The sequence below is a fragment of the Pseudonocardia sp. WMMC193 genome (genome assembly GCF_021728735.1).
In the GTDB taxonomy this organism is placed as follows: domain Bacteria; phylum Actinomycetota; class Actinomycetes; order Mycobacteriales; family Pseudonocardiaceae; genus Pseudonocardia; species Pseudonocardia oroxyli.
Map to the genome: position 1 here is coordinate 4571501 of NZ_JAKKDO010000003.1, position 25828 is coordinate 4597328.

A 25828-nucleotide genomic window follows, 5' to 3' on the forward strand; every position below is an offset into this window, starting at 1 on the left:
CGGGATGACGCTCGCGCTGGGGACCCGCTACGTCGCGGGCGAACGGTTCGCCGACGTCGAGACGGCGGTGCGGGGGCTGCACGACACCGGGATCGCCGCCGTGGTCGGCCGGTTCGCCCCGGTCGCCGCGGACGGGGCCACCGCCCGGGCCACGGCCGCCGCCTACACCGCCTGCGCGCGCAGGCTCGGCGGGCTCCCCGCAGGCACCCGCCTGGAGGTCGACCTCCCCCACCTCGGGGTGGACGGGGACCCGGACCTCGCCGCGGACCTGCTGTGCGACATCGCCGCGGCGCTGCCGCCCGGCTCGGCGGTGCAGTGCGGCGCGGAGGAGGCGTGGCGCACGGACGCCGTGTTGGGCGCGGTCCTGGCCGCGCGCGGACGGGGCGCTCCGGTGCGCGCCACCGTCCAGGCGAACCTGCGGCGCAGCCCGCTCGACGTGGACGTGCTCGTGGCCGACGGCGTGCCGATCCGGCTGGTCAAGGGCGGGTTCCGGGAGTCGGCGACGGACGCGCTGGTCGACCCGGACGCGGTCGACCGGCGCATCCGGTCGCTCACCTACGTCCTGCACGTCCGCGGGGCGGAGTTCACGGTCGCCACCCACGACCCGCAGCTGCAGGACTGGTGTGCGGGGTTGGACCCGACCCCGCCGATCGAGACGCTCTACGGCGTCCTCCCCGAGCGCGCCACGGCCCTGGCCGGGCGCGGGCCCGTGCGCACCTACGTGCCGTTCGGCGTCGGCGGCGAGGAGTACGTCGCGGCCCGGACCCGCGCCGAGGAGGCCCACCGATGCTGACCACCGTGCCGACCACCGCCCCGCACGTGCTCGTCGTGGGGACCGGCCAGGACTTCCCGGCCCGGATCCGCACCGCCGCGCCGGACGCGCGGATCAGCGTCCTGTGCCGGGCCGGTGGCGCCGCTCGGGTGCAGAACCCCGACCTCGTCGCCGAGATCGTCGAGGTGACACCGGGGTCGGCGGGCGAGGACTGGATGCGGCTCGCCAAGGCCGTGCACGCGGCGCACCCGGTCACCCGGGTCGCCGCCTTCGGCGAGCTCGACCAGGATCACGCCGCCGCGATCGGGCGGGCCCTCGACGTGCCCGCCACCGCCCCCGAGACGGTCGCCCTCGTCCACGACAAGGCCGCGATGCGGGCGCGGCTGCGGTCCGCCGGGGTGGACCCGACGCCGTCGGAGCTGGTGGACGGACCCGACGGGATCGTCGCGTTCCTCGCCCGCCACGGCGGGCCGTGCGTGGTCAAGCCCGTGCAGGGCGCGGGCAGTGCCGGGGTCGCGGTCGTCGACGGACCGGAGCGCGCCGAGGCGGCCTACGCGCTGGCCACCACCCCGTTCGACGGGATCCCGCCCGCCGGCGTGCTGGTCGAGCGGTTCCACACGGGGCCGCAGTACAGCGTGGAGTCCTTCTCCGCGGCGGGTGAGCACGAGATCGTCGCCGTCGTCCGCAAGTTCTCCGACCCGGCCACCGCGGTCGAGCTCGGCCACGTGACGCCGCCGCCGGAGCCGGTGGGTCCCGAGGTCCCCCCGTTCGTGCGCGGGGTCCTCGACGCGCTCGGCGTGCGGGACGGCCCCACCCACACCGAGCTGGTGCTCACGGTCGACGGGCCGCGGGTCGTCGAGACCCACGTGCGCCTCGCCGGGGACGAGATCCCCGAGCTCGTCCGGATCGCGACCGGCGTCGACCTGGCCGAGGCGACGGCCCGTCACGCCGTCGGCCACACCGTGCTGCCGGAGATCCGGGCCGCCCGCAGGCCCGGACCGCGGGCGGCGGTCTGGTTCGCGCTGCCGCCCGCGGGAGGCACCCTGCGTGCGCTGTCGGCGGGCGACGCCGTGCCGCTGCTCGACCCCGGGGACCCGATCGCCGAGCCGCTCAACTCCGACTCCCGGCTCGCGTACGCCCTGGCAGGCGGGGCGGACGCGCTCGAGGTCGCGCGGCGGCGCGCGGAGTCGGTCCGCGCCCTCGTCGACCTCGCCCCGGTCCGCCCCACCCGACTGCTGTGAGAGGGGAGACCCCCGTGTCCACACGCGACTCCGTCGTCCTCGTCGACCCCGTCCTCAACGGCGCCCCGTTCAAGGCGGCCTGCGCGGACCGCGGGCTCGACGTCCTCGGCGTCTACACCATCGACCGCGCCGTGGTGACCGCCATGGACCCGACCCACGCGGCGGGGGACGCCCGCAGCGTCTACGGGCGGGATCCCGCGGTCGGCGGCAGGCCCGCCGCCGTCGTGCCCGCGACCGAACCCGGGGTGCTGACCGCCGCGCGCCTCGCCGGGCGGCACGGCCTCCCGGGGCAGCCGCCCGCCCTCGCGCCCGCGCTGCGGGACAAGCGCCTCATGCGCCGCCACGCCCGCGCCCGCGGCGTCCGGGTGCCGCGCTTCACCACCGCCGCCGACGGCCTGGGCGATGCCCTGCGGCACACCGGCCTGCCCGCGATCGTCAAGCCGACCGGTGGCGCGGGCGCGCACAACGTGTTCCTGGTGCGCGAGCCCGCCGACCTGGAGCGCGTGGCGAGGGCCGACCGCCACGACCTCTTCGGCGGGGCCATCGACGAGTGGCTGGTCGAGGAGTACGTCCGCGGCCGCGAGTTCGCGGTGAACACCTTCACCGTGGACGGCGGGCACACCGTCCTCGACGTCTGGGAGTACCGGCAACCGGGCCCCGGCGACTACGACAACCCCTACTGGGACTTCGTGCAGATCGGGGCGGACGTGCCGGGTCACGCCACCGTCGCCCGGTTCGCGCAGCAGGTCCTCGACGCCTTCGAGATCGCGCTCGGGCCGGCCCACATCGAGATCAAGCTGCCCGCGGACGGCGACCCCGTGCTGATCGAGCTCGGCGCCCGGCTGCCCGGGGCCGGCATCCCGTCCCAGTGGGAACGACACAGCGCCCTGCGGCCCTACGCCGACACCCTCGCCGTCCACCTCGGCGAACCCCCGAGCACCCTCGAGCCGGGTTTCGACGCCCGGCTCGGGATGTGCTTCATCCGCCACGACGGCCCCGCCGGGATCCTGCACGCCGTCCACGGCCTGGACGCCGTGCGGACCTGGACGGGTGTCGAGGGGGTCACCGCGGCGCCGCCGGGCGGCCCCGTCGGGACCACCACGGCCCTGGGCGCCGAGATCGCCAAGGTCCGGCTCGCCGCACCCGACGACACCCGGCTCGCCGCGCTGATCGCCCGTGTGCGCGCCGCAGTGCACGTGGAGGTGGTGGAGCGGGCGGCCAGTGCGGCGTGAGGGGGGTCAGACCGGGGCGATGGACAGGCTCGTGACGAGCTCGCCGTCGGTCGCGAAGTCGAACACGAACGTCAGCGGACCGCCCGGGAAGTCCCCGTCGCCGGAGGCCACCATCCGGTCGCCGCCGAACGAGATCGGGGTGATCACGATCCGGGGGTCGATCAGGTGGCTCTGGATCCAGCCGCGGATGGCGGCGGCGGTGCTGTGGGTCGCGCCGTCGTCCGCGACGGTCGCTCCGGGGGCGAACACGGCGAGCAGGGCCTCCGCGTCGTGCGTGTTCGTGGCCGCCACGAAGGTCTGCACGGCCGCGGGCAGGTCGATCGACGGCAGGTCCGCGCTGCGCGAGAGCTCCTCGTTCCGGCGGAGCTCCGCGAGGGCGTTCTCGTGCACGGCGATCGCGACCTCGTACCCGGAGTCGCCCAGGACGATCCGGTGCGGCGGAACGGGCGCGTTCATCGCGCTCAGCACGGCCTGCACACCGCGCACGGGATCACCCGCCTGCTTGCCGTCCTGCTCCACGAACGCCGCCTTGACCCCCTCGATCAGCGGTACGTAGGCGTCGACGGTCTCGTCGACGGGCTCGCCCTCGAAGCTCGCGTAGGCCCTGGTACGGAACGCTCCGGGCTCGACGACGAGCACCCGCACCCCGAACGGCGCGACCTCCTCCCGCAGGGTCTCCGACAAGCCTTCGAGGGCGAACTTCGCCGCCGAGTAGTAGCCGAACCCCGCCGCGCCCGCGAAGCCCGCCACCGACGACATGTTCACGATCCAGCCGTCCCCGCGCGCCCGCATGCCCGGCAACACCGCGCGGACCACCTCGACCACCGCGAACAGGTTCAGCTCGAAGGTGCGGCGGACCAGCTCGTCCCGAGCGCCCTCGACGGAGCCGAACCATCCGCGGCCCGCGTTGTTGACGAGCACGTCGATCCCGCCGAACCGCTCCTCCGCCGCCGCGACCGCCGCGCGCACCTGGTCCGCGTCGGTCACGTCGACCTCGAGGACCAGCACCCGGTCGCCGTACCGCTCGGCCCAGTCCCGCAGTTCGGAGGGACGACGCGCGGTCACCGCCACGCGGTCGCCCTCCCGCAGCGCGGCCTCGGCGTAGGTCAGCCCGAATCCGCCGGGCGTGCCACCCGTGATGAACCAGGTCCTCATGATCTCTCCGATCGCTATAGGAGGTTATGTAGCGCTACATGGTCTACCATAGCGGTATGCAGAACGCACGCGACCGTCTCCTGCTCGCCGCAGCAGAACTGCTGGAGAGCGGGGGCACGGTGTCCACGAGGGCCGTGTGCGAGCGCGCGGGCGTCCAGGCCCCGACGCTGTATCACCACTTCGGCAGCAAGCAGGGCCTGATCGACGCCGTGGCGAACCACGGCTTCACCCAGTACACGGCCATGGAGAGCTCCGGTGACCCGCTCGACGACCTGCGCGAGGGCTGGGACCGGCACGTGCGGTTCGGGCTGGAGCACCCGGCGTTCTACGCCCTGCTCTACGGCCGCGCCGAGCCGGGAAGGCCCTGTGCGGTCACCGCGCCCGCCCACGCCGCACTGCGCGAGAGGTTCAGCGAGGCGGCCGTGAAGGGCCTGCTCAAGGTGCCCGCGGAGGACGCCGCCGAACAGGTCCTCGCCGCGAACGTGGGTGTGACGCTCACGTTGATCACCCAGCCCGAGCCCGACCTCGCCCTGTCCGACCGCGTCCGCGAGGCCGCGCTGGCGGGCACACTGGACCTGACGGCGGCCGAGGCCCCCACGACCCGCGCCAGTGCCGCGCTCCGGTTGCGCGCGATGCTCGACGACGACACGGGCGACCTCACCCGGGGCGAGCACGCCCTGCTGACCGAGCTGCTCGATCGGCTGGCTCGCTGATCGGGCCTACAGCCAGCCGCGTTCTCGCGCATGGCGTGCCGCGTCGTGACGGGTACGCGTGCCGGTCTTCTGCAGCGCGCTGGACAGGTAGTTGCGCACGGTGCCCTGGGCGAGGTGGAGCCGGCGGGCGATGCGTTCGACCGAGTAGCCCTCCCGGGTCTCGGCCAGCACGTCGAGCTCGCGATCGGTGAGCGGGCAGTCATCCCTCACGGACGCCTCGAGGACCTCGTGGGCGATCCAGCGTCGGCCCGCCCGCACCTCGTGGATCACCCGGACGATGTCCTCGGGATCGGCGCTCTTGCTCATGAAACCCTGCACGCCGAGCGTGAGCGCCCGGCGGAGCACCCCCGGCCGGGCGTGCCGGGTGAGCATGAGGATCGCCTGCTCGGGATGGTGCTCCCGAACCTGCGCGACGGCGTCGAGGCCGTGGGTGCCGGGCATCTCGAGATCGATGACGAGCACGTCGGGGCGGTGCAGGAGGGTCTGCCGCACCGCCTGGGCCCCGTCCTCGGCCTGGGCGACGACGTCGACCGTGCCGTCCAGCGGCAGCAGGGCCGCCATCGCCGAACGCAGCAGTCGCTCGTCGTCCGCCAGGACGATGCGGGCGACCTCACCGTCGGACATCGGTCCGGCCCTCCGGAGCCTCGGGACCCGCGGGTACGGGTCGTGGGGTGGACAGGTGGGCGAGGACGCCGAAGGTCTCGGCCGTCCTGACCACCCGCATCGTGCCGCCCGCCGCCTCGATCCGGTCCCGCAGCCGGGCGAGCCCGCGCAGGCGCGGTTCGGGTGGCGCATCGGCGGGGAGACCGTCGTTGGTGATGTCGACGCCGGTCGCCGACGCGGTGATGCGCACCGTGCCCGGCCGGGCGTGGCGGAGCAGGTTGGTCGTGGCCTCGCGCAACACCTGCGCCAACAGCGGGTGGGCGGGCGTGTCGTCGGTGGTGTCGTGCCGGATCTCGACCGCGATCCCCGCGGCCTCACCGAGGCGGCGGGTGTTCTCCAGCTCCGTGGCCAGGTTGAGCCGGTGCCGGGCGTGGGCGAGCTCGCGGGTCCTGGTCAGGGCGTCGTCGACGAGCCCGCGGATCTCGCCGAGCTCGGCGTCGGCCGTGGCGGTGTCGCCGCCGCGGATCAGCGTCTGGGCGTAGGCGGCCTTGAGCTTGATGACGTGCAGCGAGTGCCCCTGGATGTCGTGGAGGTCGCCTGCGAAGCGTGTCCGCTCGCGGGCGATCACCAACTCGTGCTCGGTCTCCCGTGCCCGTTCCAGACGCCGCACCACGACCCACGCGTACTCGCTGACGACGATCACCGCGGCGACGAACACCGTGCCGACGAGCGGGAGCAGCACGTAGACCGCGGCGAGGGCCGGCGTCGGTGGCCGGAACAGCAGCGCCGCGGCCCCCACCGCCGCGACGGCGACCGCGAGTGCGCCGAGCCAGCGCACCCGATGCCGGGGGCGGCGGACCAGGAACAGGGATCCGAGGAGCGCGAAGGGCACGAAGTTGAGCGGGTTGCTCGCGGTCAGGGCGGCGACCACCCAGCTCGCCCCGGTGAACACCAGCGCGAACACCGCACGCGGCCGATAGCCGTCCAGGCTCCACTCCTGGAGCACGCCGTGGGCCAGGAGCAGGCCGGCGGCGATGACGAGCCCCTCCCACCAGCTGTCGACGGTCAGCGCCACCCCGACCAGACACAGTGGAGCGATCGCGGCGACCGCGGTGACCAGCGCGGCCCGACGCGCGCGCGTGACCTCCAGGCTCTCCTCGACGCCCTCCACGACCCCCATGTCGGTCAACGATCGGCCACATCGCTCCTCGACGGTAGTGACGTGGTGTCACCTCCTCCGGTGACACCACGCCACTACACCGGCGGTGCGGGTCGCTGGTGTGCTGCGCTGCGACAGCCGACCCTCCGAGAGGACGCCATGACCCTGTTCCGTCGACCCCTCGACATCCTGCGCTCCGACCCGCGCGCACTGGTGCTCCTTCTCGTGCTGATCTTCGGGGCGCTCCTGCTGGGCATGGGGACCGGTCTGCTGTTCCCCGGTCTCGAGCTGCCCACCCTCGTCGCGGGCGGGGTGTCCGACGAGCTCGTGACCACGATGGTCACCAATCCCTGGCTCTTCGGAACGGTGATCCTCCTGATCAACCTGTTCGTCGCCGCCCTCGCCGGCATCGTCCTGCCGTCGCTGGTCGTGCCCTTCCTGGGGATCCCGGTCATCGCCGTCTACATGTTCAACGTCGGCGTCTCGATCGCTCCGTCCGACCGGACGGCCGCGATCGTGCTCATCCCGCACTCCCTGACGCTGATCATCGAACTCACGGGATACGCCCTCGCCATGTTCGGGGCCTACCAACTCGGCCGCGGCTGGCTCCGACCCGCCTATCTCGGCGCGTCCACCCGCCGCCACGCCTACCTCATCGGCCTGCGGCGCCTCGCCGCGCTCGCCCTGCCGACGGTCGCGATCCTCGTCATCGGCGCCTACTACGAGGCCTTCTCGGTCGTCTACCTGCTACCGCAGCTGCTGACGGCCTGACCCGCGGAACGCCGGCCACCGGCCCGCCCGAACGGACCGTGAGGGCCGTCAGAGAGACTGGGGGCCAGTGCCCGCCCTCTCGACCTGGAGCCTTCGATGCCGCAGGGAACCGTCCGTTGGTTCGACGCCGAACGGGGATTCGGCTTCCTCGCGCCCGAGGACGGCTCGCCGGACGTGTTCGTGCACGCCTCCGAGATCGTCGGGGGCGGCGGCGCCACGGTGCTCCGCGAGGGTCAGGCCGTCGTGTTCGATGTCGGCGAGAACGACCGCGGGCCCCAGGCGCTGCGCGTCCGCGTCACCGCCGAGGCCGCCAGCGGCAGCGCCGTGGGACTGCTCGGCACCGTCACCTGGTACGAGCCGGCGAAGGGCTACGGCTTCGCCTCCCCGGACGGCGGCGGCGCCGACGTCTTCGTGCACAGCTCCGCCATCGTGACCGGTGGCGTGGTCACCGAGGGCCAGCGGGTGGCCTTCCTGATCGTCGAAGGCGAGCGCGGCCCGCAGGCCGGGCACGTGATCCCGCTGGGTGCGGAGGCAGGCGCCCCCGCCGCGGCCGGCACCGCGGACGGCGCCGACGGCACGGTGGCCTGGTACGACGAGGACAAGGGCTTCGGCTTCATCACCCCCGACTCCGGCGACGGGGACGTCTTCGTCCACGCCCGGGCCCTGGTCGAGGGGCTGACGTGGCTCGCGGAGGGCGACCGCGTCGCCTACGAGGTGGTCAGCGGGGACAAGGGCCCGCAGGCCCGCGACGTACACCTCGTCCGGGACCCCGAGCCCCCCACGGCCCCGCGGCGGTCGGCACCCGCCCCGGCGGCGCGGAACGCGCCCGTGCGCGGCGGTGAGGGTGTCGTCGCGCGCTACGACGGCGACCGCGGCTTCGGCTTCATCACCCCGGACGCAGGCGGGGACGACCTCTTCGCCCACGTGTCCGTCGTCGTGGGGTCGGAGCCGCTGCAGAAGGGTGACCGGGTCCGGTACGCGGTGCGCCAGAGCGACCGCGGCCCGCAGGCCGACCGCGTCGAACGCCTCTGAAAGGCGGCCCCACCGCTCGCTGATCGACCTCGAGAGGCCGGGCTGACCTGCGGCACGCGCGCTCGCCGCCTACGCCGAGCGTGTCCAGCCTCCTCGACCTCACCCCCTACGGCGGGCAGATCGTGGGCGAGGCCGTCCCCGACGGCTGGCCCCAGGCACCCTTCTCCTTCTGGATGCGCCGCCACGACGAGTACGACGAACCCGCACCCTCGGCCCGCCCCTGAACCGTCGACCCGATCGTCACGGGTCGATCACACCTGCCGGCGTCGTCGGACCTGGGTCTCGTCGAGATCGAGGTCCTGGCTGAGCGCGACCACGGTGCGGCGGGAGATCTCGCCACGCTCGTGGAGCTCTCGCAGGGCGGCCCGCTCGACCTCGACGAGCCGCAGCCGCAGGTCCGCGACGTCCGTGCGGCTCTCCCCCGCGGAGTCGGCCCGGCCGTGGAGGTCGTCGCGGCGCAGCTGCAGGACCTGCCGCAGCTCGTCGACCCCGGCGGTCGGCTCCTCCCGCTGCTCGATGCCGTCGAGCTCGCGCAGCGCAGCCTCGACCGCCACCCGCCGTGCCCGCATGGCCTCGGTGCGCTCGGTGGGGCTCGGGCCCAGCCGAAGGCGCCGGACCAGCCAGGGCAGCGGCACGGTCTGACCGACCAGGGTCGCGAGCACCACCACGACGGTCAGGAACTGCAGCAGGTCCCGGTGGGGGAACTCCAGGCCGTCCGCACCGACCGCGGGCAGGGACAGGATCACCGCCAGCGACACGGCACCACGCGGGCCGCACCAGCCCACGAGCAGCCTTTCACGCCATGGCATGTCCGCCGCGGGATCGCGGCCGCCCGTGACGAGCCCGCTCAGCGGCGTCGCGCCCATCACCCACCCCAGCCGCACCACCACGGCGACCAGGACGACCGCCACGGCCGCCGCCACCAGCAGCCACACGGAGTAGTCACCGACCGCACGGACCAGCTCTGGCACCTGCACTCCGAGCAGCACGAAGAGCACGGCCACCAGAAGCGTGTTCAGCACCCGCCAGAACGTCTCGGAGTGCAGCCGCACCGTCGGCTCCACCAACCCGCGCCCGCGCACGCCGAGCCACACCGCCGCCGTCACCGTGGCCAGCACACCCGAGGCGTGCACCTCCTGCGCGGGCACGAACGCCAGGTACGGGGTGAGCAGCGACAGCAGGACGTGGCTCGCGGTGTCCCGCACCCGCCGCCGCAGCAGACCGGCGAGCACGCCCACCACCAACCCGAACCCGATCCCGCCGCCGACCTCCAGCAGCAGCGTCAGCCCGATCTCTCCCGCGGAGGTGCTCGCCCCGACCGCGGCCACGGCCACCGCGAACAGGGTCAACGCGACGCCGTCGTTGACCAGCCCCTCGGACTCCAACACCGTGACCAGCCGACGTGGCGCCCCGACCCGCTCCAGCACCGCACCGGCCGCGACCGGGTCCGGCGGGGCCACCGCCGCCCCGAAGGCGATCGCGGCCGCCCACCCGAGGTCCGGCACCACCCACAGCAACGCCGCCGCGACACAGGCCGCGGTCGCCACCACCAGACCGACCGACTGCCCCACGATCGGCACCAGGTGCCGCAGCCCCTCCCGGGGATCGGTGAAGAAGCCCGCGAAGTAGATCAGCGGCGGGAGGAACAACAACAGCACCAGGTCCGGGGACAAGCGCACCTGGTCGACGCCCGGGACGAACGCCGCAGCGACCCCCAGTAGGACGTACACCGCGGCGTCAGGCAGCCCCGTGCTCGCGCTCACGAGTCTGCCCACCACGACACCCGCGGCGAGCACGACGACGATCAACAGGACCTGGGTCGGCACACCTCCCCGCTACCCGTTCACGCCCGATCGACGCCCGAGCCAGGTCTGGCAGCAGCCGCTGCCCGGACCCCGCTGCGGCGTGCCGCCCGGGTCTCCGCGACCCGCGTCACCTGTCAGGACGGCTCGTCGTGCACGCGGCGCCGGCCGTCCCTCTCGCCCGCCGCGATCGGTTCCTCCTCGTCCACCCAGGTGAACCGGGCGCCCGCAGCAGACCCGAGATCCGCGTTCAGCTCGTCGACCCCGACCCCGGTCAGCGCCGTGATCCAGACGCCCTGGTCGTTCCACGTCCACGCCAGCCGGGTGCCGGTCGCCCGGCGGCGCAGCAGCCGGGCCAGCTCCGAGTGCACGACGGTGCTGAGGTACTTCGTGGCACCGACGTAGGCCACCGTCCGCGGGCCGTCGGTGCTCCTGCCGTCGGTGATGACCAGAGTGGTGGGCACGGCCGGGGTGGACGAGTCGAACTCCAGCTCCACCTCGACGGCGACGTCGGTCAGCCCACCGAGCCGGATCAGGTCGGCGACCTGCTCGCGCAGCGTGGCGCCGAGTTGCTCCGTGTGCGAGTCGTGGAAGGCCAGGGGCCCGAACTCCGTCAGGGGGAGCGAGCCGGGCGGCTCACGCAGACCCAGCTGCTCGTCGAACGCCGACAGCACGTCGGCAGGGGTGATGTCGTGGCCGGGCAGCTCCGCATCGGGCAGCTCGAGGGCCACGGTCAGCACCCCAGCCCTCACGAGCGCGTCGACGATCCGCCGCACCTCGGCCGACTCCCCCGCCTGCACCCGCGTCCCGCTGCCGCTCGGCATCGGATCCGGACCTGACGCTGCGGACGGACCCGGCCCGGGCGTCGGCCCGGACATCGGGGGCGGGACCGGGGTCGGCGGAGGTGGGGGCGTCCGGGAGCCCTTGCGCCGGCTGATGACCGCCATCGTCAGCAGGCCGCCGCCGACCACGGCGGCCAGGAGCAGCGGGAACACCGGGCTCGTCCCCGGGGTGAGGGCGATCGAGACGCAGTACCCGATCACGACGACCGCACAGAGCGCCTCGACCGTCGCGACGAGATGGTCGGACGTCCACCGGCGGGGGCTCACGGCCCGAGCCTACGAGGGCCTCACCGGCCCCCTCCCGGCGCGCGACCTCCCCGTTCGGCCTGCCTGTGGCCGCGAGCCGATGATCGGGAGCAACGACCGGTCGGGCACGGTGGCGGACGATCATCGCCTGCCACCACCGCGCCGCCGAACGGGGAGCACGGAGATCGAGCTACGAGTCAGGCCCTGACCATACTTGCTGGTCAGGGCCTGATTCTGTGCTGTGCGCCCGAAGGGATTCGAACCCCTAACCTTCTGATCCGTAGTCAGATGCTCTATCCGTTGAGCTACGGGCGCGTGCTCTTCAGTTATATCAACTGGCCCGATCGACCCGGGAGTCGACCTGACCGGTGCGGAGGCTCCGGGATTTGAACCCGGGATGGGGGGTTACCCCAAACCGCATTAGCAGTGCGGCGCCATAGACCAGACTAGGCGAAGCCTCCCGGGGCCTCTCGGCCTCAGCACGGACAAGAGTACACACGGCCGCGGAGCCGGATCACCCGACCCCCGCCATCGCGAGGAAGGGGGCGAGGGCGTCCGGGTTGGCCAGGGCATCGCGCGACACCGCCTTCTCCGGGTCCACCCCCGCCAGGATCTTCTTGACCGGCACCTCGCACTTCTTGCCGTTCAACGTCCGCGGGATCGCCTCGACCAGGACGAACCGGTCCGGGACGTGCCGCGGGGACAGCTCCGAGCGCAGGGCCTTGCGCAGCACCGGTTCGACCGCCTCCAGCGACGCCCCCGGCGCCAGGACGAGGAAGCACAGCAGCGCGCCCTCCTCCTTCGCCCCCAGCGCTGTGGTGTCGATCACCAGCGAGTCGGCGACCTCGTCGAAGCCTTCGACCACGGCGTAGAAGTCCGCGGTGCCCATGCGGACCCCACCGCGGTTGAGCGTCGAGTCCGACCGGCCGTAGACGACGTACGACCCGCGCGGGGTGGCCCGCACCCAGTCGCCGTGGCGCCACAGCCCCGGGTAGTCCTCGAAGTAGGCCTCGCGCAACCGCGCGCCGTCCGGGTCGTTCCAGAACATCACCGGCATCGACGGCATCGGCTGGGTGATCACGAGCTCGCCGACCTCGTCCTGCAGGTCGGCGCCCTGCTCGTCGAACGAGTGAACGTCCGCACCGAGGGCCGCGGCCGACAGCTCCCCGAGCCAGACGGGCACGGTGGGGGCCGACCCGAGGAACGCCGCGCAGACGTCCGTGCCGCCCGAGGTCGAGCAGATCTGGATGTGCTCGCCGACGGCGTCGGCGACCCAGCGGAAGCCCTCCGGGGACAGCGGTGAGCCGGTGGAACCGAGCGCCCGCACCGACGACAGGTCGTGGGAGTCCCGCGGGCGCAGACCCGCCTTGAGGCAGGACTGCAGGTAGGGCGCCGAGACGCCGAACACGGTGATGCCGTGCCGCTCCGCCATGGCCCACAGCGCGCCGAGGTCGGGGAAGCCCGGGTTGCCGTCGTAGAGCACGATCTCGCAGCCCACCAGCAGGCCGCCGATGATCAGGTTCCACATCATCCAGCCGGTGGTGGTGAACCAGAAGAACCGCTCGCCCGGGCCCAGGTCGTTGTGCAGCCGCAGCGCCTTCATGTGCTCGACGACGATGCCGCCGTGGCCGTGCACGATGCCCTTCGGCAGCCCGGTGGTCCCGGAGGAGTACAGGATCCACAGCGGGTGGTCGAACGGCACCGGCTCGAACTCCAGCGGGCCCGTGGCCGCGGTGAACTCGGCCCACGGCGTGGTGTCGGCGAGCGTCGCCGCCGGGTCCAGGTAGGACACGAGGACGGTCTGGCGCAGCGTGGGCAGCTGCTGCTGCAACGCCGCGACCGTGGGCCGGACGTCGTAGCCCTTGCCGCCGTAGCGGTACCCGTCGACGGCGAGCAGGACCGACGGTTCGGTCTGGGCGAAGCGGTCGTGCACCGCGCGCGCCCCGAAGTCCGGCGAACAGCTGGACCAGACGGCGCCGAGCGAGGCGGCGGCGAGGAACATCACCAGCGTCTCGAGGCAGTTCGGCGCCAGGGCCACCACCCGGTCACCGATCCCGACGCCCGCCGCGACCAGCCCCGTGCGCGCCCGCGCCACCAGGTCCCGCAGCTCGGCGTGCGTGACGATGCGCTCGAGCCCGTCCTCCCGCACGGTCCGCACGGCGACGTCCGCGTCCGCCCGCCCGGGGCCGGGGGTGAGCGCGTGCTCGGCGTAGTTCAGGGTGCCGCCGGGGAACCACCGCGCTCCCGGCATCTCCCGCGAGCCGAGCACGGCCGTCGGCTCGGTCCGCCAGATCACCCCGCAGAACTCGGCGACCGCGGCCCAGAAACCCGGCAGGTCCGTCACCGACCAGGCGTGCAGGGCCGCGTAGTCGCTCGGGTCGATCCCGTTGCGCCGGGCGAACTCCGCAATGGCGGTGTCCCGCCCCGCCGGAGGGGTCCAGAGCACCTCGGGGTCGGTGGCGTCGAGCGTCATGGGGTCATCGTGTCGGAGGACACCCCCGCCGGGAAGTGATCCCGGGCACCCGTCAGCGCAGGTGCGAGTCGAACCAGTTGAGCATCCGCTGCCAGGCGTCCTCGGCGGTGGCCGGGTCGTCGTCGAAGCGGTGGCCGCGCCCGGGATAGGTGACCAGGTCGGTGGCGACCTCGGACTCGCGGGCGGCGGCCAGCAGCCCGTCGAGCTCCTCGACGTCGTCCCGGTCGCCGTAGATGCCCAGCCAGGGGCAGGTCAGCCCCGGGGCCGCCGAGATCAGCGCGGGGAGCGGACCGAGCGGCTCGGAGATCCCGCCGCCCGCGACGGTGACGGCGGCACCGAGGGTCCGCCGCGCCGCCACCAGCAGCGCCACGCTCCCGCCGAGGTCGAACCCGATCACACCCATCCGGTCGGGCTCGATGTCGTGCTCGGCCAACCAGCCGAACGCGGTGTCGGTGTCCGCCATGACCTGGTCACCCTCGAGGCGCGCCACGTGCTCGGCGGTGTCGAGGTCCTCGGTGCCGTCCCGGTGGTAGAGGTGCGGCGCGACGACGAGCCAGCCGTCCCCGGCGATCCCCTCCACCAGGCGCTGCACCATCTGGGTCACCCCGCGGGCCTCGTGCAGCACGACGATCCCGCCCCGGGCGGGTCCGTCCGGTTCCGCCACCGTGAGCCGCAGATCACTGCCGTCGACCAGGGGGACCGCCTCGGTGCGGATCTCGCTCATGACCATGAGCCTTCCATGTGTGGGGCGCCGATGTGGTCCGGGTTACCGTGACGCCCATGACCCTCATCCGCCCCGACCTCGACTCCCTGCCGGCGTACGTGCCCGGGCGCGCCCTCCCCGGCGCGCTCAAGCTGGCCAGCAACGAGGTCGCGCTGGCGCCGCCGGCGTCGGTGTTGGCGGCGATCGCGGAGGCCGCGGCCGGGGGCAACCGGTACCCGGACCTGGGCGTGGTGGCGCTGACGGAGCGGCTCGCGACCGAGCTGCACGTGGCGCCCGAGAACATCGCCGTCGGGTGCGGGTCGGTGAGCCTGTGCCAGCAGCTCGTGCAGATCAGCTGCCGCGAGACCACCGACGAGGTCGTGTACGCCTGGCGTTCCTTCGAGGCCTACCCCATCGTCACGCAGATCGGGAACGCCCGGTCGGTCACCGTGCCGCTCGACGGGGACTTCCGCCACGACCTCGACGCGATGGCCGCAGCCGTCACGCCGCACACGCGGCTGGTCTTCGTCTGCAGCCCGAACAACCCGACCGGCACGGTGGTGCACCGCGCGGAGTTCGAGCGGTTCCTGGACGCGGTGGGGCCGGACGTCCTGGTGGTGCTCGACGAGGCCTACCACGAGTACGTCACCGACCCGGAGGCCGTGGACGGCCTCCCGCTGCTGCAGCGCCACCCGAACCTGGTGGTGCTGCGGACCTTCTCGAAGGCCTACCGGCTGGCGGGCCTGCGCGTCGGGTACGCGATCACCGCGCCCGAGATCGCGACGGCACTGCGCAAGGTGTGCGCGCCGTTCAGCGTCAGCTCGCTGGCCCAGGCCGCCGCGATGGCGGCGCTCGACGCCGCCGGGGAGCTGCTCGCGGCCTGCAAGGAGGCCGTCGCGGAGCGGGTCCGCGTGCGCGAGGCGCTGCTCGAGGCCGGGTACACCGTGCCGCAGACGCAGGCGAACTTCGTCTGGGTGTCCCTCGGCGAGCGCACCGCGGACTTCGCGGCGCACTGCCTCGCCGACCGGAACGTGATCGTGCGGCCCTTCCACCCGGACGGCGTGCGGGTCACGGTCACCACGGCGGAGGAGGACGACCGGTTCCTCGCGGCCGCTCGCAGTTTCTCGGGGTGAACCCTGAGGCGGCGGGCCGCGGGATCGGGATACTGGACGTATGAGCTACGAGCCTTTCCCCACCGGTCAGGCCCCGCTCGTTCCGCGCGACGACGAGCGCAACTGGGCCATGGCCTCCCATGTCCTCAGCTTCGTGTCCGCGTGGTTCGCGCTGGGCCTGTTCGCGCCGCTGATCGTCATGCTGGTCAAGGGCGGCAGCTCGCCGTTCGTGCGCAGGCACGCGGTCGAGTCGCTGAACTTCCAGATCAACGCGCTGGTCTACACCGTCGTCTTCGGGCTGCTGATCTTCCTGGGGATCGGGCTGGTCCTGCTGCCGCTCTACGGCGTCTTCTACGTGGTCTGCGTGATCACGGGGACCGTGCGGGCGTCGCAGGGGGTCGACTACCGCTACCCCCTGACCCTGCGCCTCATCAGCTGACCCGCTGACGGCCCCCTGACGACGACTGCCCCGGACCTGCGTGGTCCGGGGCAGTCGGTGTGGTCGGGGTCAGGCCCGGGCACCCCGGTTGCCGTACAGCCTGGTCGCGCCCCACACGGCCACCACGGCGAGCACGATCTTGATGATCAGCTCGATCCAGTCGACGCCGTTGGTGGTCGCCACGCCGAGGGCGTTCGCGATCAGGAAACCGACGATCGACGCCACGACGCCGGCCAGGATGGTGAGCCACATCGGGATGTTCTGCTTCCCGGGCAGGATCAGGCGTCCGAGGACGCCGAGCACCAGGCCGATCAGCAGAGTCCAGATGATGCCCCAGAACGAGAGGGTCACGATGCTCCTTGGGAACGGCGAACAGCTCCCCACGGCTGTTCGCGGGGCACCTGACTAGCAGAGATCGGCGCTGCGCGTACCACCGCCGACGCGTCTGCCGCCGAAGTGTTACCGACGATTCCCCCGCAGGTCAGCCGATGCACCCGTCCGAGCGAACCGGACACGGCCACATGATCGACGCTGTTGGGCCGTCAGATCGCAGTTCGGTCACGGACCGTTTGGCCGACGCGTCGACCGGGGATTCCTCGGCAGAACCAGAAACGGCCTGCCCGGACAACCCGGTGCGACCATGTAGGAGGCAGCAATGGGTGTCATCGGATGGATCGTCGTCGGCCTGATCGTCGGCGCGCTGGCGAAGCTGATCATGCCGGGTAAGGACCCGGGCGGCATCATCGTGACCTGCATCATCGGCGTGGTGGGCGGCCTGCTCGGCGGGTGGCTCAGCTCGATGATCTTCGGCGTGAGCACGGGCGGGTTCTTCGACCTGCGCACGTGGCTGATCGCCCTGGTCGGCGCGCTGATCCTGCTCGGCATCTACCGCCTGATCGTCGGCCGGCGCTCGCGTTCGCACGCGTAGTCACCGACACCACACGAGGGCCGCTCCCGATGGGGGCGGCCCTCGTCGCGTCTATCCCTCCAGCACGTAGCCCGCGCCGCGGACGGTGCGGATGCGCTCCGCGCCGATCTTGCGGCGCAGGTAGGAGATGTAGACCTGGACCAGGTTCGCCGAGGCGGGCTCGGACCAGACCTGGGTGGCCAGCTCCTCGTGCGACACGGTCGCCCCCGGCTCGGCGAGCAGCGCCGTGAGCAGCGCGAACTCGGTCGGGGACAGCGAGACCGGCACGCCGTCCACACTCACCTCGCCGAGCTCGGTGTCCACCACCAGCTCGCCGCGGCGGATCAGCGCGTGTCCGACGGAACCGGTGAGCCGCAGCCGCAGCCGGATCCGCGCGCTCAGCTCGTCGACGGCGAAGGGCCGGACCACGTAGTCGTCCCGATCGCTGCGGAGCTGGGCCAGCACGGCGTTGCGGCGCTCTCGGGGGGTGAGCACCACGACGGGGACACTGGGTGCCTCGGCGTGCACCGCGGCCAGGACGGCGGCGTGCTCGGGACCGGGGAGGTCGACGTCGAGCACCAGGAGGGCGGGCGGCGCGGCGCGGATCGCGTCGAGGACGGCGATCCCGTCGCCCGCGGGGTCGGCCCGCATGCCTTCGGCACGCAGGGAGCGCACGACGGACGCCGAGGCGGCCGTCGGTGGCAGCGCCACGAGGACAGGGGCGTAGGGGGGCACGGACGATCGGGCCGTCGCCTGAGACGGCACGAACACGGTGACCCCCGGGGGAGCGGCGGGGAGCATCTCCGACAGCGTGGCCCGAAACCCCCACGATCACAATCTGCCAACGGTTCGAGCGGCACCGATGGAGGCGACGAACGGCGTTGCCTGAGAGCCTCGATAGCCCGAATGGAGTAGCCTGCGCTCGTGAAGCGAGGACGTCGGGCCGCTCGGGCGCCGTTCGACGACCTGTCGGCGCGCTGGCGCAACCCGACCTCTCAGGTTCGGCCGTGACCACACCCGTGACTACTTAGGGTTCACCATCATGCGACGGAAACCCTCCGCTGCGGAGGATCGGCTCGACCCCCGAGAGCTGGTCGAACGCTACACCGCAGAGCACAGCCTCCCCACTGTGCGGACGGGCCGTCGTCGTCGTGCCGAAGATCGTGCGGAATCGACGTCGACCCTCCCCTCCTCACTCGCCACCCTGCAGCCGGACCACGACTCCCCGCGTGAGCCCGCGCTGCTGACCCACTCCACCCTGCTGTCGGACCCCGATCCGCTGGCGGAGTTCGGCAGTGACACCAGCCCGCACGGGCTGCCCGAGCTGGACCCCGACGGGGACGGCCCGCCCCCGCTGAGCCCGATGACCGGCATGCCGGTCATCGCGGTCGCGGACCTGGTGGCGGGCCACTCGGCCGCCGCCGACGCCCCGGGCGCACCCGACACGGACACACCCGACACGGTGATCGAGCGGGAGGCCCCCGAGCCCCCGCGGCGCGGTCGCCGCCGGGCCCCGCGGTCGACGCTGCGGCGGCTCGCCCCGCTGACCGTCGGTGCCGCGGCCGTACTGGTCGCGACCATGGTCGTCGTGCTGCTGCAGCCGGTCTCCGACGACGGCCCGGACCTCTCCGCGTCGCTGGTGTCCTCGGACACCGCGCAGGGTGCGCCGGAGACGTCGTCGACCGGGGTCGCGCCGATCCCGGCGCCCGGCGGGCTCGCCGAGGTCGTCGGCTCGGCGAAGGACCGGGCGACGACGACCACGAACCCGCCCGCCGCCGTCGTCGCACCCCAGCCGGGGCGCAACGCCGGGCGCGCCGCAGTCGCCGTACCGGCGGGCGACGGCAGCACCGCCGCCGGGCGGATGGGCTGGCGCCAGGTCGGCGGCGACGAGTTCGACGGCGGCCTGGGCAAGTGGGGCGTCTACGACGGAGCGGGTCACGGCGGCAACGGCCGGCGCACCCCGGACGCGGTGTCGACCAACGGTGGTGTGCTCACCATCCGCGGGGACGCGAACGGCAACTCCGGCGGCATGATGTACAACGACTCGCAGCGCTTCGGCCGCTACGAGATGCGCGCCAAGTTCCCGAAGGGCACCTCGGCCTACCACCCGGTGCTGATCCTGTGGCCCACGGACGTCGAGTGGCCGCGGGGCGGCGAGGTCGACTTCGCGGAGACCAACAGCGCCGCGGACGACGTGTCGTTCTTCCTGCACTACGGCGCCGCGAACAACCAGGTGTCCGAGACCCGCAACCTCGACATCACGCAGTGGCACAACTACGCGGTGGAGTGGACGAACAACGGGATCGTCGGCTACATCGACGGCGTCGAGTGGTTCCGCAGCACCGACGGCAACACCCTCCCGCCGGGCAAGATGGCCCCGACCATCCAGCTGGACTACTTCCCCGGCGACGGTCCCGCGGGCAACGCCGAGATGCAGGTCGACTGGATGCGCATCTACGCGACCTGAGCACCCCGTGCGTGGCGATGGTCGCTCCGGCGACCATCGCCCTCACGACCGGATCAGCCTGCGGAGGGACTCGATCGCGGGCTCGACCTGGTCGCGGGCCTCGCGGAGCAGGACCAGCGGGGTGCCGTCCGCGAGCTGCCAGATCACGCCCGCGGCGGCGAGGGCCGCGAGGAGCACCAGGACCGTCAGCCACCGGCTCAGTCGCGCGCGGCGGTGCCTGCGCCGCGTGCGGGCGGCCGACTCCGCCCAGGTGGTGGGCCCGGACGGCCAGGTGCGGCGGGGCGCGTTGGTGAGGGCACGCCGCTCACGGACACGGGCGAACGGGTCCGTCTCGGCGTCGAGGGTCCAGCTCTGTTGAAGTGTCATCGGCGGTCCGATCGGCGGGGTGCGCTGTCACCCGGATTGTCGATCACTTGACCTGCGGCGTTAGCAATCTGCTACGCCGAACGGCGCACTTTCACCGCAGGGTGATCGATCCGTGGCCCAACGCGTCGACACGGTCACCGCGGGTATCGGATGAGCAACGACGCGTGCACGTCCCGCTCCCCGACCGCCGCGTACCCGTGGGGAGCGTCCGCCGCCCACTCCAGATACCCGCCCGGGCCGGCCGTCGCGGGATCGTGGAGCGGACCGGCGCGGAGCTCCCCCGCGAACACCGTCGCGTGCTCGGTGACGCCGGGGTGGTGTGGCGGCGAGGTCTGCGCCGCGCCCGCCGGGATCCGCATCCGGTAGAGCTCGTAGGTGGCGGGCCCCTCCTCGAACACCCGGAGCAGGTCCATCCGCACGGCCGCGCCGTGGATCCGTGGGCCCTCGACCAGCGCGGTCAGCGCCACGCCGAGGGCGGCCGCGACCGAGTGCAGGGTGTCCAGCGTGGGGTTGCGCGTGCCGGTCTCGAGGCCCGAGAGCGTGGCCTTGCCGACGCCCGCGCGCCGCGCCAGCTCCGAGAGCGACAGGCCCCGCTCGGTGCGCAGCGCCCGTACCCGCGGGCCGACGTGCGCCGCACCGTCCGGAAGGGCCTCCACGTGGGCTATCCTGCCATCGTTCCGTAAACGGAACGATGGCCGGTGGGTGCGGGAGGACGTGTGCGCGGGATCGCTCGGCCGGTACTGGCGGGGGTCGTCACGGCGATCGTCGGGTTCGGCGGGTCGTTCACGGTGGTGCTGACGGGGCTGCGCGCCGCGGGGGCCGACGAGGGCCAGGCGGCGTCGGGCCTGCTGGCGGTGGCCGTGGGCTCCGGGATCGTCGCCGTGGTGCTCGGTCTGCGGACCCGGATGCCGATCAGCATCGCCTGGTCCACGCCCGGCGCGGCCCTGCTGATCTCCTCCGGCGTGCCCGACGGCGGGTTCGCCGCCGCGGAGGGGGCGTTCCTGCTCTGCGGGGTGCTGATCGTGATCGCGGGGCTCGTGCGGCCGCTCGGGCGGCTGATCGCGGCCATCCCCGGGCCCATCGCGGGCGCCATGCTCGCCGGGGTGCTGCTGCAGCTGTGCCTGGCACCGGTCCAGGCGCTGCACGAGGTGCCGCTGCTGGCCGCGCCGGTGATCGTCGTCTGGGCGGTGACGGCGCGGTTCGCGCGGCAGTGGGCGGTGCCCGCGGCGCTGGTCGTGGCGATCGTCGCCATCGCGGTGACCGGGCCGGGGCTGGGCGGGGTCGACCTGGCACCCGCCTTCGTCTGGACCACGCCGACCTTCGAGCCCGCGGCGCTGATCGGGATCGGCCTCCCGTTGTTCCTGGTCACGATGGCCTCGCAGAACGTCCCGGGCATGGCCGTGATGGCGCAGTACGGGTTCCGGCCGAGGCTGCGCGGCATCCTGGTCGCCACCGGTGCGGCCACGCTCGCCGTCGCCCCGTTCGGCGGGCACGCGGTGAACCTCGCCGCCATCAGCGCCGCCCTCGCCGCGGGCCCCGACGCCGACCCGGACCCCGACCGCCGGTGGATCGCCTCCGTCACGGCCGGGATCGGCCTCGCGGTACTGGGCCTCGGCGCAGGCCTCGCGACGGCGCTGTTGCTGCTCTCCCCGCCGATCCTCGTCGAGGCGGTGGCCGGGCTCGCGCTGCTCGGCGCGCTGGCGGGCGCGGTCACCTCGGCCGTCGCCGAGCCCGAGGGCCGGGAGGCGGCGATCGTGACGTTCGTGGTCACCGCGGCGGGCGTGTCGTTCCTGGGGATCGGCTCGGCCTTCTGGGGCCTCCTCGCGGGCGGCGCGATGCTCCTCCTGCACCGCCGACGCACACGCACCCCCTGAGCCGTCCGACTCGCGACGGCCTCAGCGCAGGAGCGTGGACAGGGCGGCGTCGGAGCGGGCCAGGGCCGCGCGGTCCCAGGTCGACGAGGTCAGGAGGAGCTCGTCGGCGCCGGTCCGGGCGACCAGGTCGGCCAGCTGGGCCCGCACCGAGTCGGCCTCGCCCACGATGGTCCTGGCCAGGGCGTTCTCGACGGTCGTGCGTTGTCGGTCGGTCAGCGGGCGGTCCGGGTCCGGGGGTTCGAGCGGCGGGAACTCGCCGGTGGTGCGGGCGGCGGCCAGCGCCCAGGCCTCCGGGAGCGCCAGGACGGGATCGCCGACCAGCACGTCCACCGAGACGATCACCGACGGTCCGCCGCGGGCGCGGTAGTCGGCCAGGGCGCCGGCGTCGTCGAGCACCGGACCACCCACCACGACCGGCAGCCCGAGCTCACCGGCGACCGCGAGCCCCTTGCCGGTGGCCAGCACGAACAGGGGGACGGGCTCGTCGAGCTGGGGGCGGGCGGTGATCGGCGCGGTGCCGTCGAGGTAGGCGCGCAGCTCCTCGAGGTCCTCGCTGAAGGAGTCCCGGGCCTGGAGGGCACGCCGCACGGGCGGGGCGAACCCCAGCGACCGCCCGACGCCGAGGTCGATCCGCCCGGGATGCAACGCCGCGAGCACGCCCACCTGCTCCGCCACCACGAGCGGTCGATGGTTCGGCAGCATCACGCCGCCGGAGCCGACGCGGATGCGGCTCGTCGCGGCGGCGACCGCGGCCATCAGGACCGTCGGCGCGCCCGACCCGATCCCCGGCACGGCGTGGTGCTCGGCGACCCAGAAGCGGTGGAAGCCCAGCTCCTCGGCGCGTCGGGCCCGTTCGACGGTGCCGCGCACCGCCGCCGAGTCGGGCTCGCCGACCCGGGTCCGCGTCCGATCCAGCAGCGACAGCCGCACGTCGGGTTCAACCGGTGGGACCGGCCGCGGGATTCCGGCTCACGTCAGGTGGGCACGCAGCCAGTCGACCGCGAGCGCGTCCACCTGCGGGGCCTGCGGCACCGGGACGAGCTGCGCGTCCGCGAGCGCGTGTCCCATCCCCTCGACGATCACCAGGTCGGAGCCGGGCAGCGCCGCGTGCAGGGCCTCGGCGGGCCGCCGGAACCCCTCGGCGTCGTCCTGGTCGCCGACGATGAGCCGCAGCGGCGCGGTGATCTCCGCGGCCCGCGCCACGAAGTCCAGCTCGGCGGCCATCGCGAGGGTCTCCGCGTCCCACGGGTACTCGACGCCGAACACCCGCCCGGTCGCGTCCGTGGCCGCCTTGAGCTGCACCACCGGGCTGATGGCGACCGCGGCCGCGACGTCCGCGCCGCCGACCAGCGCCGACAACATCGCAGCCGCCCCCGCGGACCCTCCGACCAGCCCGACCGGGACGTCCCCGAAGCCCAGCCGGGCGCGCAGCTCGTCGAGCATCGCCGGGAACGCGAGCGCCGCGGTGCGCGGGATGGGGTACTGGAGGTTCCGCACCGCGTCCGCGTAGCCCAGCTGCCTCACGTCGCCCTCCGGCAGCGGCAGCGCGGGATAGATGCGCCACGCGTCGAACCCCGCGAGCGGGACGGCGTCGGCGAAGGACCGCGGCGTGGACGGCGGGCTGAGCAGGTGCCACGCGATCACGACCGGCGCGGTGGCCGGGTCCCCCGCGGGTGGGACGGCGAGGTAGTCGATGCCGGCGGCGGTGTGCATGGTGAACCTCCGAGAGCTGAACTGTACGGCGTCCAATATAACTGGACGGTGTACAGTTCGACAAGTGCGAGGACCAGGGGAACGGGCCGGGCTCACCCGCGAGGCGGTGCTCGGCGCGGCGCGCGAGCTGCTCGCGGAGGCGGGGCTGCGGGGCCTGACGATGCGCGCGCTGGCCCGCAGCCTGGACGTCGCACCCAATGCGCTCTACAGCCACGTCCCCGGCAAGGACGAGCTGGTCGACGCGCTGCTCGACGAGCATCTCGGCGCCGTCGAGAACCCGCCGGTCGACGCCGCGGACCCGCTCGCCGCCGTCGCGCGGATGATGACGTCGACCTACGACGTACTCCTCGCCGCGCCCGACCTCGTGCCCCTCTACCTGGCCCGACGCGGTGCGCGCGGGCCGAACGCCCAGGCGCTCGGCGCGCACATGGACGCCCTGCTGGCGCGGGCGGGGGTCGATCCGGCCGCGATCCCCGGCGCGCGGATCACGCTGATCGTCCACGCCATCGGGTTCGCGTCCTTCGACGAGCCCCGCGCCGTGTTCGCGACGAGCCTCGGGTGGCTCCTCACCGGAATAGCCCGCGGCGAGGAGTCGCTGACCTGACCATGACGGACGTTTGGCTCGGACAGCCCGCGGTCACCCCCGACCTCGCGGAGGAGATCGAGAAACTCGGGTACGACGCGGTCTGGCTCGGCGGGTCACCCGCCGCGGAGCTCGCCGTGGACCCGCTGCTGGCCGCCACGGAGCGGCTGACGGTCGGCACCAGCATCGTCAACATCTGGACGGCCGACCCGAAGCAGACCGCGGAGTCGTTCCACCGCCTGGAGAGCGCGTTCCCGGGGCGGTTCATCCTGGGTATCGGGGCGGGCCACAAGGAGGCCACGGCGGACTACCGCAAGCCCTACCAGGCCCTCGTCGACTACCTCGACGCGCTGGACGACGCCGGGGTGCCGAAGGAGCGCCGCGCGCTCGCCGCGCTCGGACCCCGCGTGCTGGAGCTCGCCCGCGACCGCTCCGCGGGCGCACTGCCCTACCTGACCACCCCCGAACACACCCGGACCGCCCGGGAGATCCTCGGCCCGGACGCGCTGCTGGTGGCCGAGCACAAGGTCGCCAACTCCGCGGAGTCCGCGCGGACGATGGTCCAGCGGTACCTGCGGCTGTCCAACTACGTCGCCAACCTGCGCCGACTCGGCTTCACCGACGAGGAGCTCGCGCTGCCCGGCAGCGACCGGGTCGTCGACGCCCTCGTGCTGCGCGGGGACGTCGACACGGTCGCCGCCCAGCTGCGCGAGCACCTCGCGGCCGGGGCGAACCGGGTCGCGATCCAGCCGCTCGACGACGTCGTGGAGACCCTGCGCGCCTTCGCAGGCCGGATCTGAGGTGCGCCCGGCGGCCTGATCCGGTGAGGTGGGTCCCGTGACGAGGACCGGTGTGGTGTTCCGCCCGCAGTCGCCGATCGGGCGGCTGCGGGCGGTGGCGGAGGCCGCCGACCAGGCGGGGATCGACGAGCTGTGGCTGTGGGAGGACTGCTTCCTCGACAGCGCGGTCCCGGCCGCCACCGCCGCCCTGGCCTGGACCGAGCGGCTGACCGTCGGGGTGGGGCTGCTGCCCGTGCCGCTGCGCAACGCCGCGGCCGCGACCATGGAGATCGCCACGCTCGCCCGGCTGTTCCCCGGCCGCGTCGTGCCCGCTCTGGGGCACGGCGTGCTGGAGTGGATGGGGCAGGTCGGGGCGCGGGTCGAGTCGCCGATGACGCTGCTGCGCGAGTACACCGACGCCGTCCGCGGCCTCCTCGACGGCGAGCGCCTGACCGTCGAGGGCCGGTACGTGCGGCTCACCGACGTCGCGCTCGACGACCCGGTCCCCGAGGTCCCGCCGCTGCTGATCGGCGCCCGCGGCCCCCGGACGGTCGCGCTCGCGGGCGAGATCGCGGACGGCGTGCTGCTCGACGCCGTCGCCACCCCGGACGCCGTGCGCGCGGCCCGGAACACGGCGGACGCGGCCCGTGCGGCGGCGGGTCTGGAGGGCGCGACCCGGGTGGTCGTGTTCGTGGAGACCACCCCGGCCGATGCCCGCGCGGCCGTCGAGCGCTACGCCGAGGCGGGCGCCGACACGGTCGTCCTGCAGGCCCCGGAGCACACCCCCGATCCGGAGCCCCTCCTCGACGCCCTGCGCCTCCGGCGCTCGTGAGTGGTAAGTGGT

General features: G+C 73.7%; 28 protein-coding genes, 2 tRNA genes and 1 pseudogene. 16 read left to right on the forward strand and 15 right to left on the reverse strand.

Features of this window, described 5'->3' with window-relative positions:
- Positions 1 to 4: 4 nt before the first annotated feature.
- The 3 genes from L3X23_RS23640 to L3X23_RS23650 are packed head-to-tail and all read left to right on the forward strand — an operon-like array spanning position 5 to position 3245.
- Positions 5 to 793: a proline dehydrogenase gene (locus L3X23_RS23640; RefSeq protein ID WP_237194613.1), complete on the forward strand. Its 789-nt coding sequence runs from the start codon at positions 5 to 7 to the stop codon at positions 791 to 793.
- Entirely contained in the window at positions 787 to 2013 is a 1227-nt protein-coding gene (locus tag L3X23_RS23645; RefSeq protein ID WP_237194615.1) for an ATP-grasp domain-containing protein, read from the forward strand. Before L3X23_RS23640 ends, L3X23_RS23645 begins: the two co-directional genes overlap by 7 nt.
- A 14-nt stretch (positions 2014 to 2027) precedes the next feature.
- Entirely contained in the window at positions 2028 to 3245 is a 1218-nt protein-coding gene (locus L3X23_RS23650; RefSeq protein WP_237194617.1) for an ATP-grasp domain-containing protein, read from the forward strand.
- 6 nt (positions 3246 to 3251) lie between these two features.
- Here the strand turns inward: L3X23_RS23650 and L3X23_RS23655 are convergent, their stop codons facing one another.
- Complete coding sequence (locus L3X23_RS23655) at positions 3252 to 4400, reverse strand: SDR family NAD(P)-dependent oxidoreductase (RefSeq protein ID WP_237194618.1); 1149 nt, start codon at positions 4398 to 4400, stop codon at positions 3252 to 3254.
- 56 nt (positions 4401 to 4456) lie between these two features.
- Between L3X23_RS23655 and L3X23_RS23660 the strand changes: the two genes are divergently transcribed.
- Positions 4457 to 5113 (forward strand): TetR/AcrR family transcriptional regulator, encoded by a 657-nt coding sequence (locus L3X23_RS23660; protein WP_237194619.1) that lies wholly within the window; start codon positions 4457 to 4459, stop codon positions 5111 to 5113.
- 6 nt (positions 5114 to 5119) lie between these two features.
- Here the strand turns inward: L3X23_RS23660 and L3X23_RS23665 are convergent, their stop codons facing one another.
- Positions 5120 to 5737, reverse strand: a complete 618-nt coding sequence (locus L3X23_RS23665) for a response regulator transcription factor (RefSeq protein ID WP_237194620.1) — start codon at positions 5735 to 5737, stop codon at positions 5120 to 5122.
- Positions 5724 to 6896, reverse strand: coding sequence for a sensor histidine kinase (locus L3X23_RS23670; protein ID WP_237194621.1), 1173 nt, complete (start codon positions 6894 to 6896; stop codon positions 5724 to 5726). The genes L3X23_RS23665 and L3X23_RS23670 overlap by 14 nt, the downstream gene beginning before the upstream one ends.
- 138 nt (positions 6897 to 7034) lie before the next feature.
- Here L3X23_RS23670 and L3X23_RS23675 point away from each other — a divergent pair, with 138 nt between their 5' ends.
- The 4 genes and pseudogenes from L3X23_RS23675 (at position 7035) to L3X23_RS23700 (ending at position 8902) form a co-directional block, all read left to right on the forward strand.
- A complete protein-coding gene (locus tag L3X23_RS23675) occupies positions 7035 to 7646 on the forward strand; it encodes a stage II sporulation protein M (RefSeq protein WP_237194622.1) in 612 nt (203 codons plus the stop codon).
- A 96-nt stretch (positions 7647 to 7742) separates the two neighbouring features.
- A pseudogene (locus L3X23_RS23680) lies at positions 7743 to 7940 on the forward strand (cold-shock protein); the annotation flags it as partial.
- Between the two features lie 30 nt (positions 7941 to 7970).
- On the forward strand, positions 7971 to 8678 hold the full coding sequence (locus L3X23_RS36675; RefSeq protein WP_374205004.1) for a cold-shock protein: 708 nt from the start codon (positions 7971 to 7973) through the stop codon (positions 8676 to 8678).
- A gap of 80 nt (positions 8679 to 8758) precedes the next feature.
- A complete protein-coding gene (locus tag L3X23_RS23700) occupies positions 8759 to 8902 on the forward strand; it encodes a DUF899 domain-containing protein (protein WP_237194623.1) in 144 nt (47 codons plus the stop codon).
- Between the two features lie 27 nt (positions 8903 to 8929).
- Here L3X23_RS23700 and L3X23_RS23705 read toward each other — a convergent pair whose 3' ends face one another.
- From L3X23_RS23705 to L3X23_RS23730, 6 genes are all read right to left on the reverse strand, one after another.
- The gene (locus tag L3X23_RS23705) at positions 8930 to 10504 is read right to left on the reverse strand and encodes a Na+/H+ antiporter (RefSeq protein WP_237194624.1); all 1575 of its coding nucleotides are present in this window, start codon (positions 10502 to 10504) and stop codon (positions 8930 to 8932) included.
- A 113-nt stretch (positions 10505 to 10617) separates the two neighbouring features.
- Complete coding sequence (locus L3X23_RS23710) at positions 10618 to 11589, reverse strand: hypothetical protein (protein WP_237194626.1); 972 nt, start codon at positions 11587 to 11589, stop codon at positions 10618 to 10620.
- A 221-nt stretch (positions 11590 to 11810) separates the two neighbouring features.
- Positions 11811 to 11883 (reverse strand) — tRNA-Arg (locus L3X23_RS23715).
- 56 nt (positions 11884 to 11939) lie between these two features.
- Positions 11940 to 12029, reverse strand: a tRNA-Ser gene (locus L3X23_RS23720).
- Positions 12030 to 12082: 53 nt separating this feature from the next.
- On the reverse strand, positions 12083 to 14041 hold the full coding sequence (locus L3X23_RS23725; protein WP_237194627.1) for an acetoacetate--CoA ligase: 1959 nt from the start codon (positions 14039 to 14041) through the stop codon (positions 12083 to 12085).
- A gap of 52 nt (positions 14042 to 14093) precedes the next feature.
- Positions 14094 to 14765: a dienelactone hydrolase family protein gene (locus L3X23_RS23730; RefSeq protein ID WP_237194629.1), complete on the reverse strand. Its 672-nt coding sequence runs from the start codon at positions 14763 to 14765 to the stop codon at positions 14094 to 14096.
- Positions 14766 to 14821: 56 nt separating this feature from the next.
- On the opposite strand from L3X23_RS23730, the gene hisC reads away from it, so the two are divergent.
- Together hisC and L3X23_RS23740 are read left to right on the forward strand one after the other, a co-directional pair.
- Positions 14822 to 15877: a histidinol-phosphate transaminase gene (gene hisC / locus L3X23_RS23735; RefSeq protein WP_237194631.1), complete on the forward strand. Its 1056-nt coding sequence runs from the start codon at positions 14822 to 14824 to the stop codon at positions 15875 to 15877.
- A gap of 40 nt (positions 15878 to 15917) precedes the next feature.
- A complete protein-coding gene (locus tag L3X23_RS23740) occupies positions 15918 to 16295 on the forward strand; it encodes a DUF4870 domain-containing protein (RefSeq protein WP_237194633.1) in 378 nt (125 codons plus the stop codon).
- A gap of 69 nt (positions 16296 to 16364) precedes the next feature.
- Here the strand turns inward: L3X23_RS23740 and L3X23_RS23745 are convergent, their stop codons facing one another.
- A complete protein-coding gene (locus L3X23_RS23745) occupies positions 16365 to 16646 on the reverse strand; it encodes a GlsB/YeaQ/YmgE family stress response membrane protein (protein ID WP_237194639.1) in 282 nt (93 codons plus the stop codon).
- A 304-nt stretch (positions 16647 to 16950) separates the two neighbouring features.
- On the opposite strand from L3X23_RS23745, the gene L3X23_RS23750 reads away from it, so the two are divergent.
- The gene (locus tag L3X23_RS23750) at positions 16951 to 17223 is read left to right on the forward strand and encodes a GlsB/YeaQ/YmgE family stress response membrane protein (RefSeq protein ID WP_093089713.1); all 273 of its coding nucleotides are present in this window, start codon (positions 16951 to 16953) and stop codon (positions 17221 to 17223) included.
- 51 nt (positions 17224 to 17274) lie between these two features.
- On the opposite strand, the gene L3X23_RS23755 is transcribed toward L3X23_RS23750, so the two are convergent.
- On the reverse strand, positions 17275 to 17913 hold the full coding sequence (locus L3X23_RS23755; RefSeq protein ID WP_237194641.1) for a response regulator transcription factor: 639 nt from the start codon (positions 17911 to 17913) through the stop codon (positions 17275 to 17277).
- A gap of 331 nt (positions 17914 to 18244) precedes the next feature.
- Between L3X23_RS23755 and L3X23_RS23760 the strand changes: the two genes are divergently transcribed.
- On the forward strand, positions 18245 to 19669 hold the full coding sequence (locus L3X23_RS23760; protein WP_237194642.1) for a glycoside hydrolase family 16 protein: 1425 nt from the start codon (positions 18245 to 18247) through the stop codon (positions 19667 to 19669).
- A 42-nt stretch (positions 19670 to 19711) separates the two neighbouring features.
- Here L3X23_RS23760 and L3X23_RS23765 read toward each other — a convergent pair whose 3' ends face one another.
- Complete coding sequence (locus tag L3X23_RS23765) at positions 19712 to 20035, reverse strand: hypothetical protein (protein ID WP_237194643.1); 324 nt, start codon at positions 20033 to 20035, stop codon at positions 19712 to 19714.
- A 134-nt stretch (positions 20036 to 20169) separates the two neighbouring features.
- A complete protein-coding gene (locus L3X23_RS23770) occupies positions 20170 to 20691 on the reverse strand; it encodes an XRE family transcriptional regulator (RefSeq protein WP_237194644.1) in 522 nt (173 codons plus the stop codon).
- A gap of 60 nt (positions 20692 to 20751) precedes the next feature.
- Between L3X23_RS23770 and L3X23_RS23775 the strand changes: the two genes are divergently transcribed.
- Complete coding sequence (locus L3X23_RS23775) at positions 20752 to 21909, forward strand: benzoate/H(+) symporter BenE family transporter (RefSeq protein ID WP_237194645.1); 1158 nt, start codon at positions 20752 to 20754, stop codon at positions 21907 to 21909.
- Between the two features lie 21 nt (positions 21910 to 21930).
- Here L3X23_RS23775 and L3X23_RS23780 read toward each other — a convergent pair whose 3' ends face one another.
- Together L3X23_RS23780 and L3X23_RS23785 are read right to left on the reverse strand one after the other, a co-directional pair.
- Positions 21931 to 22839 carry an MsnO8 family LLM class oxidoreductase gene (locus L3X23_RS23780; RefSeq protein WP_237194646.1) on the reverse strand — a complete coding sequence of 303 codons (909 nt, stop codon included), beginning with the start codon at positions 22837 to 22839 and terminating at the stop codon, positions 21931 to 21933.
- Between the two features lie 39 nt (positions 22840 to 22878).
- A complete protein-coding gene (locus L3X23_RS23785) occupies positions 22879 to 23622 on the reverse strand; it encodes an alpha/beta hydrolase (protein ID WP_237194648.1) in 744 nt (247 codons plus the stop codon).
- Positions 23623 to 23686: 64 nt separating this feature from the next.
- Between L3X23_RS23785 and L3X23_RS23790 the strand changes: the two genes are divergently transcribed.
- Genes L3X23_RS23790 through L3X23_RS23800 form a run of 3 tightly spaced genes read left to right on the forward strand, consistent with a single transcriptional unit; the run spans position 23687 to position 25816 of the window.
- Complete coding sequence (locus L3X23_RS23790) at positions 23687 to 24226, forward strand: TetR/AcrR family transcriptional regulator (protein ID WP_176921612.1); 540 nt, start codon at positions 23687 to 23689, stop codon at positions 24224 to 24226.
- A 2-nt stretch (positions 24227 to 24228) separates the two neighbouring features.
- The gene (locus tag L3X23_RS23795; RefSeq protein WP_237194650.1) at positions 24229 to 25005 is read left to right on the forward strand and encodes an LLM class F420-dependent oxidoreductase; all 777 of its coding nucleotides are present in this window, start codon (positions 24229 to 24231) and stop codon (positions 25003 to 25005) included.
- 37 nt (positions 25006 to 25042) lie between these two features.
- Entirely contained in the window at positions 25043 to 25816 is a 774-nt protein-coding gene (locus tag L3X23_RS23800; protein ID WP_237194652.1) for an LLM class flavin-dependent oxidoreductase, read from the forward strand.
- The last annotated feature ends 12 nt before the right edge of the window (positions 25817 to 25828 follow it).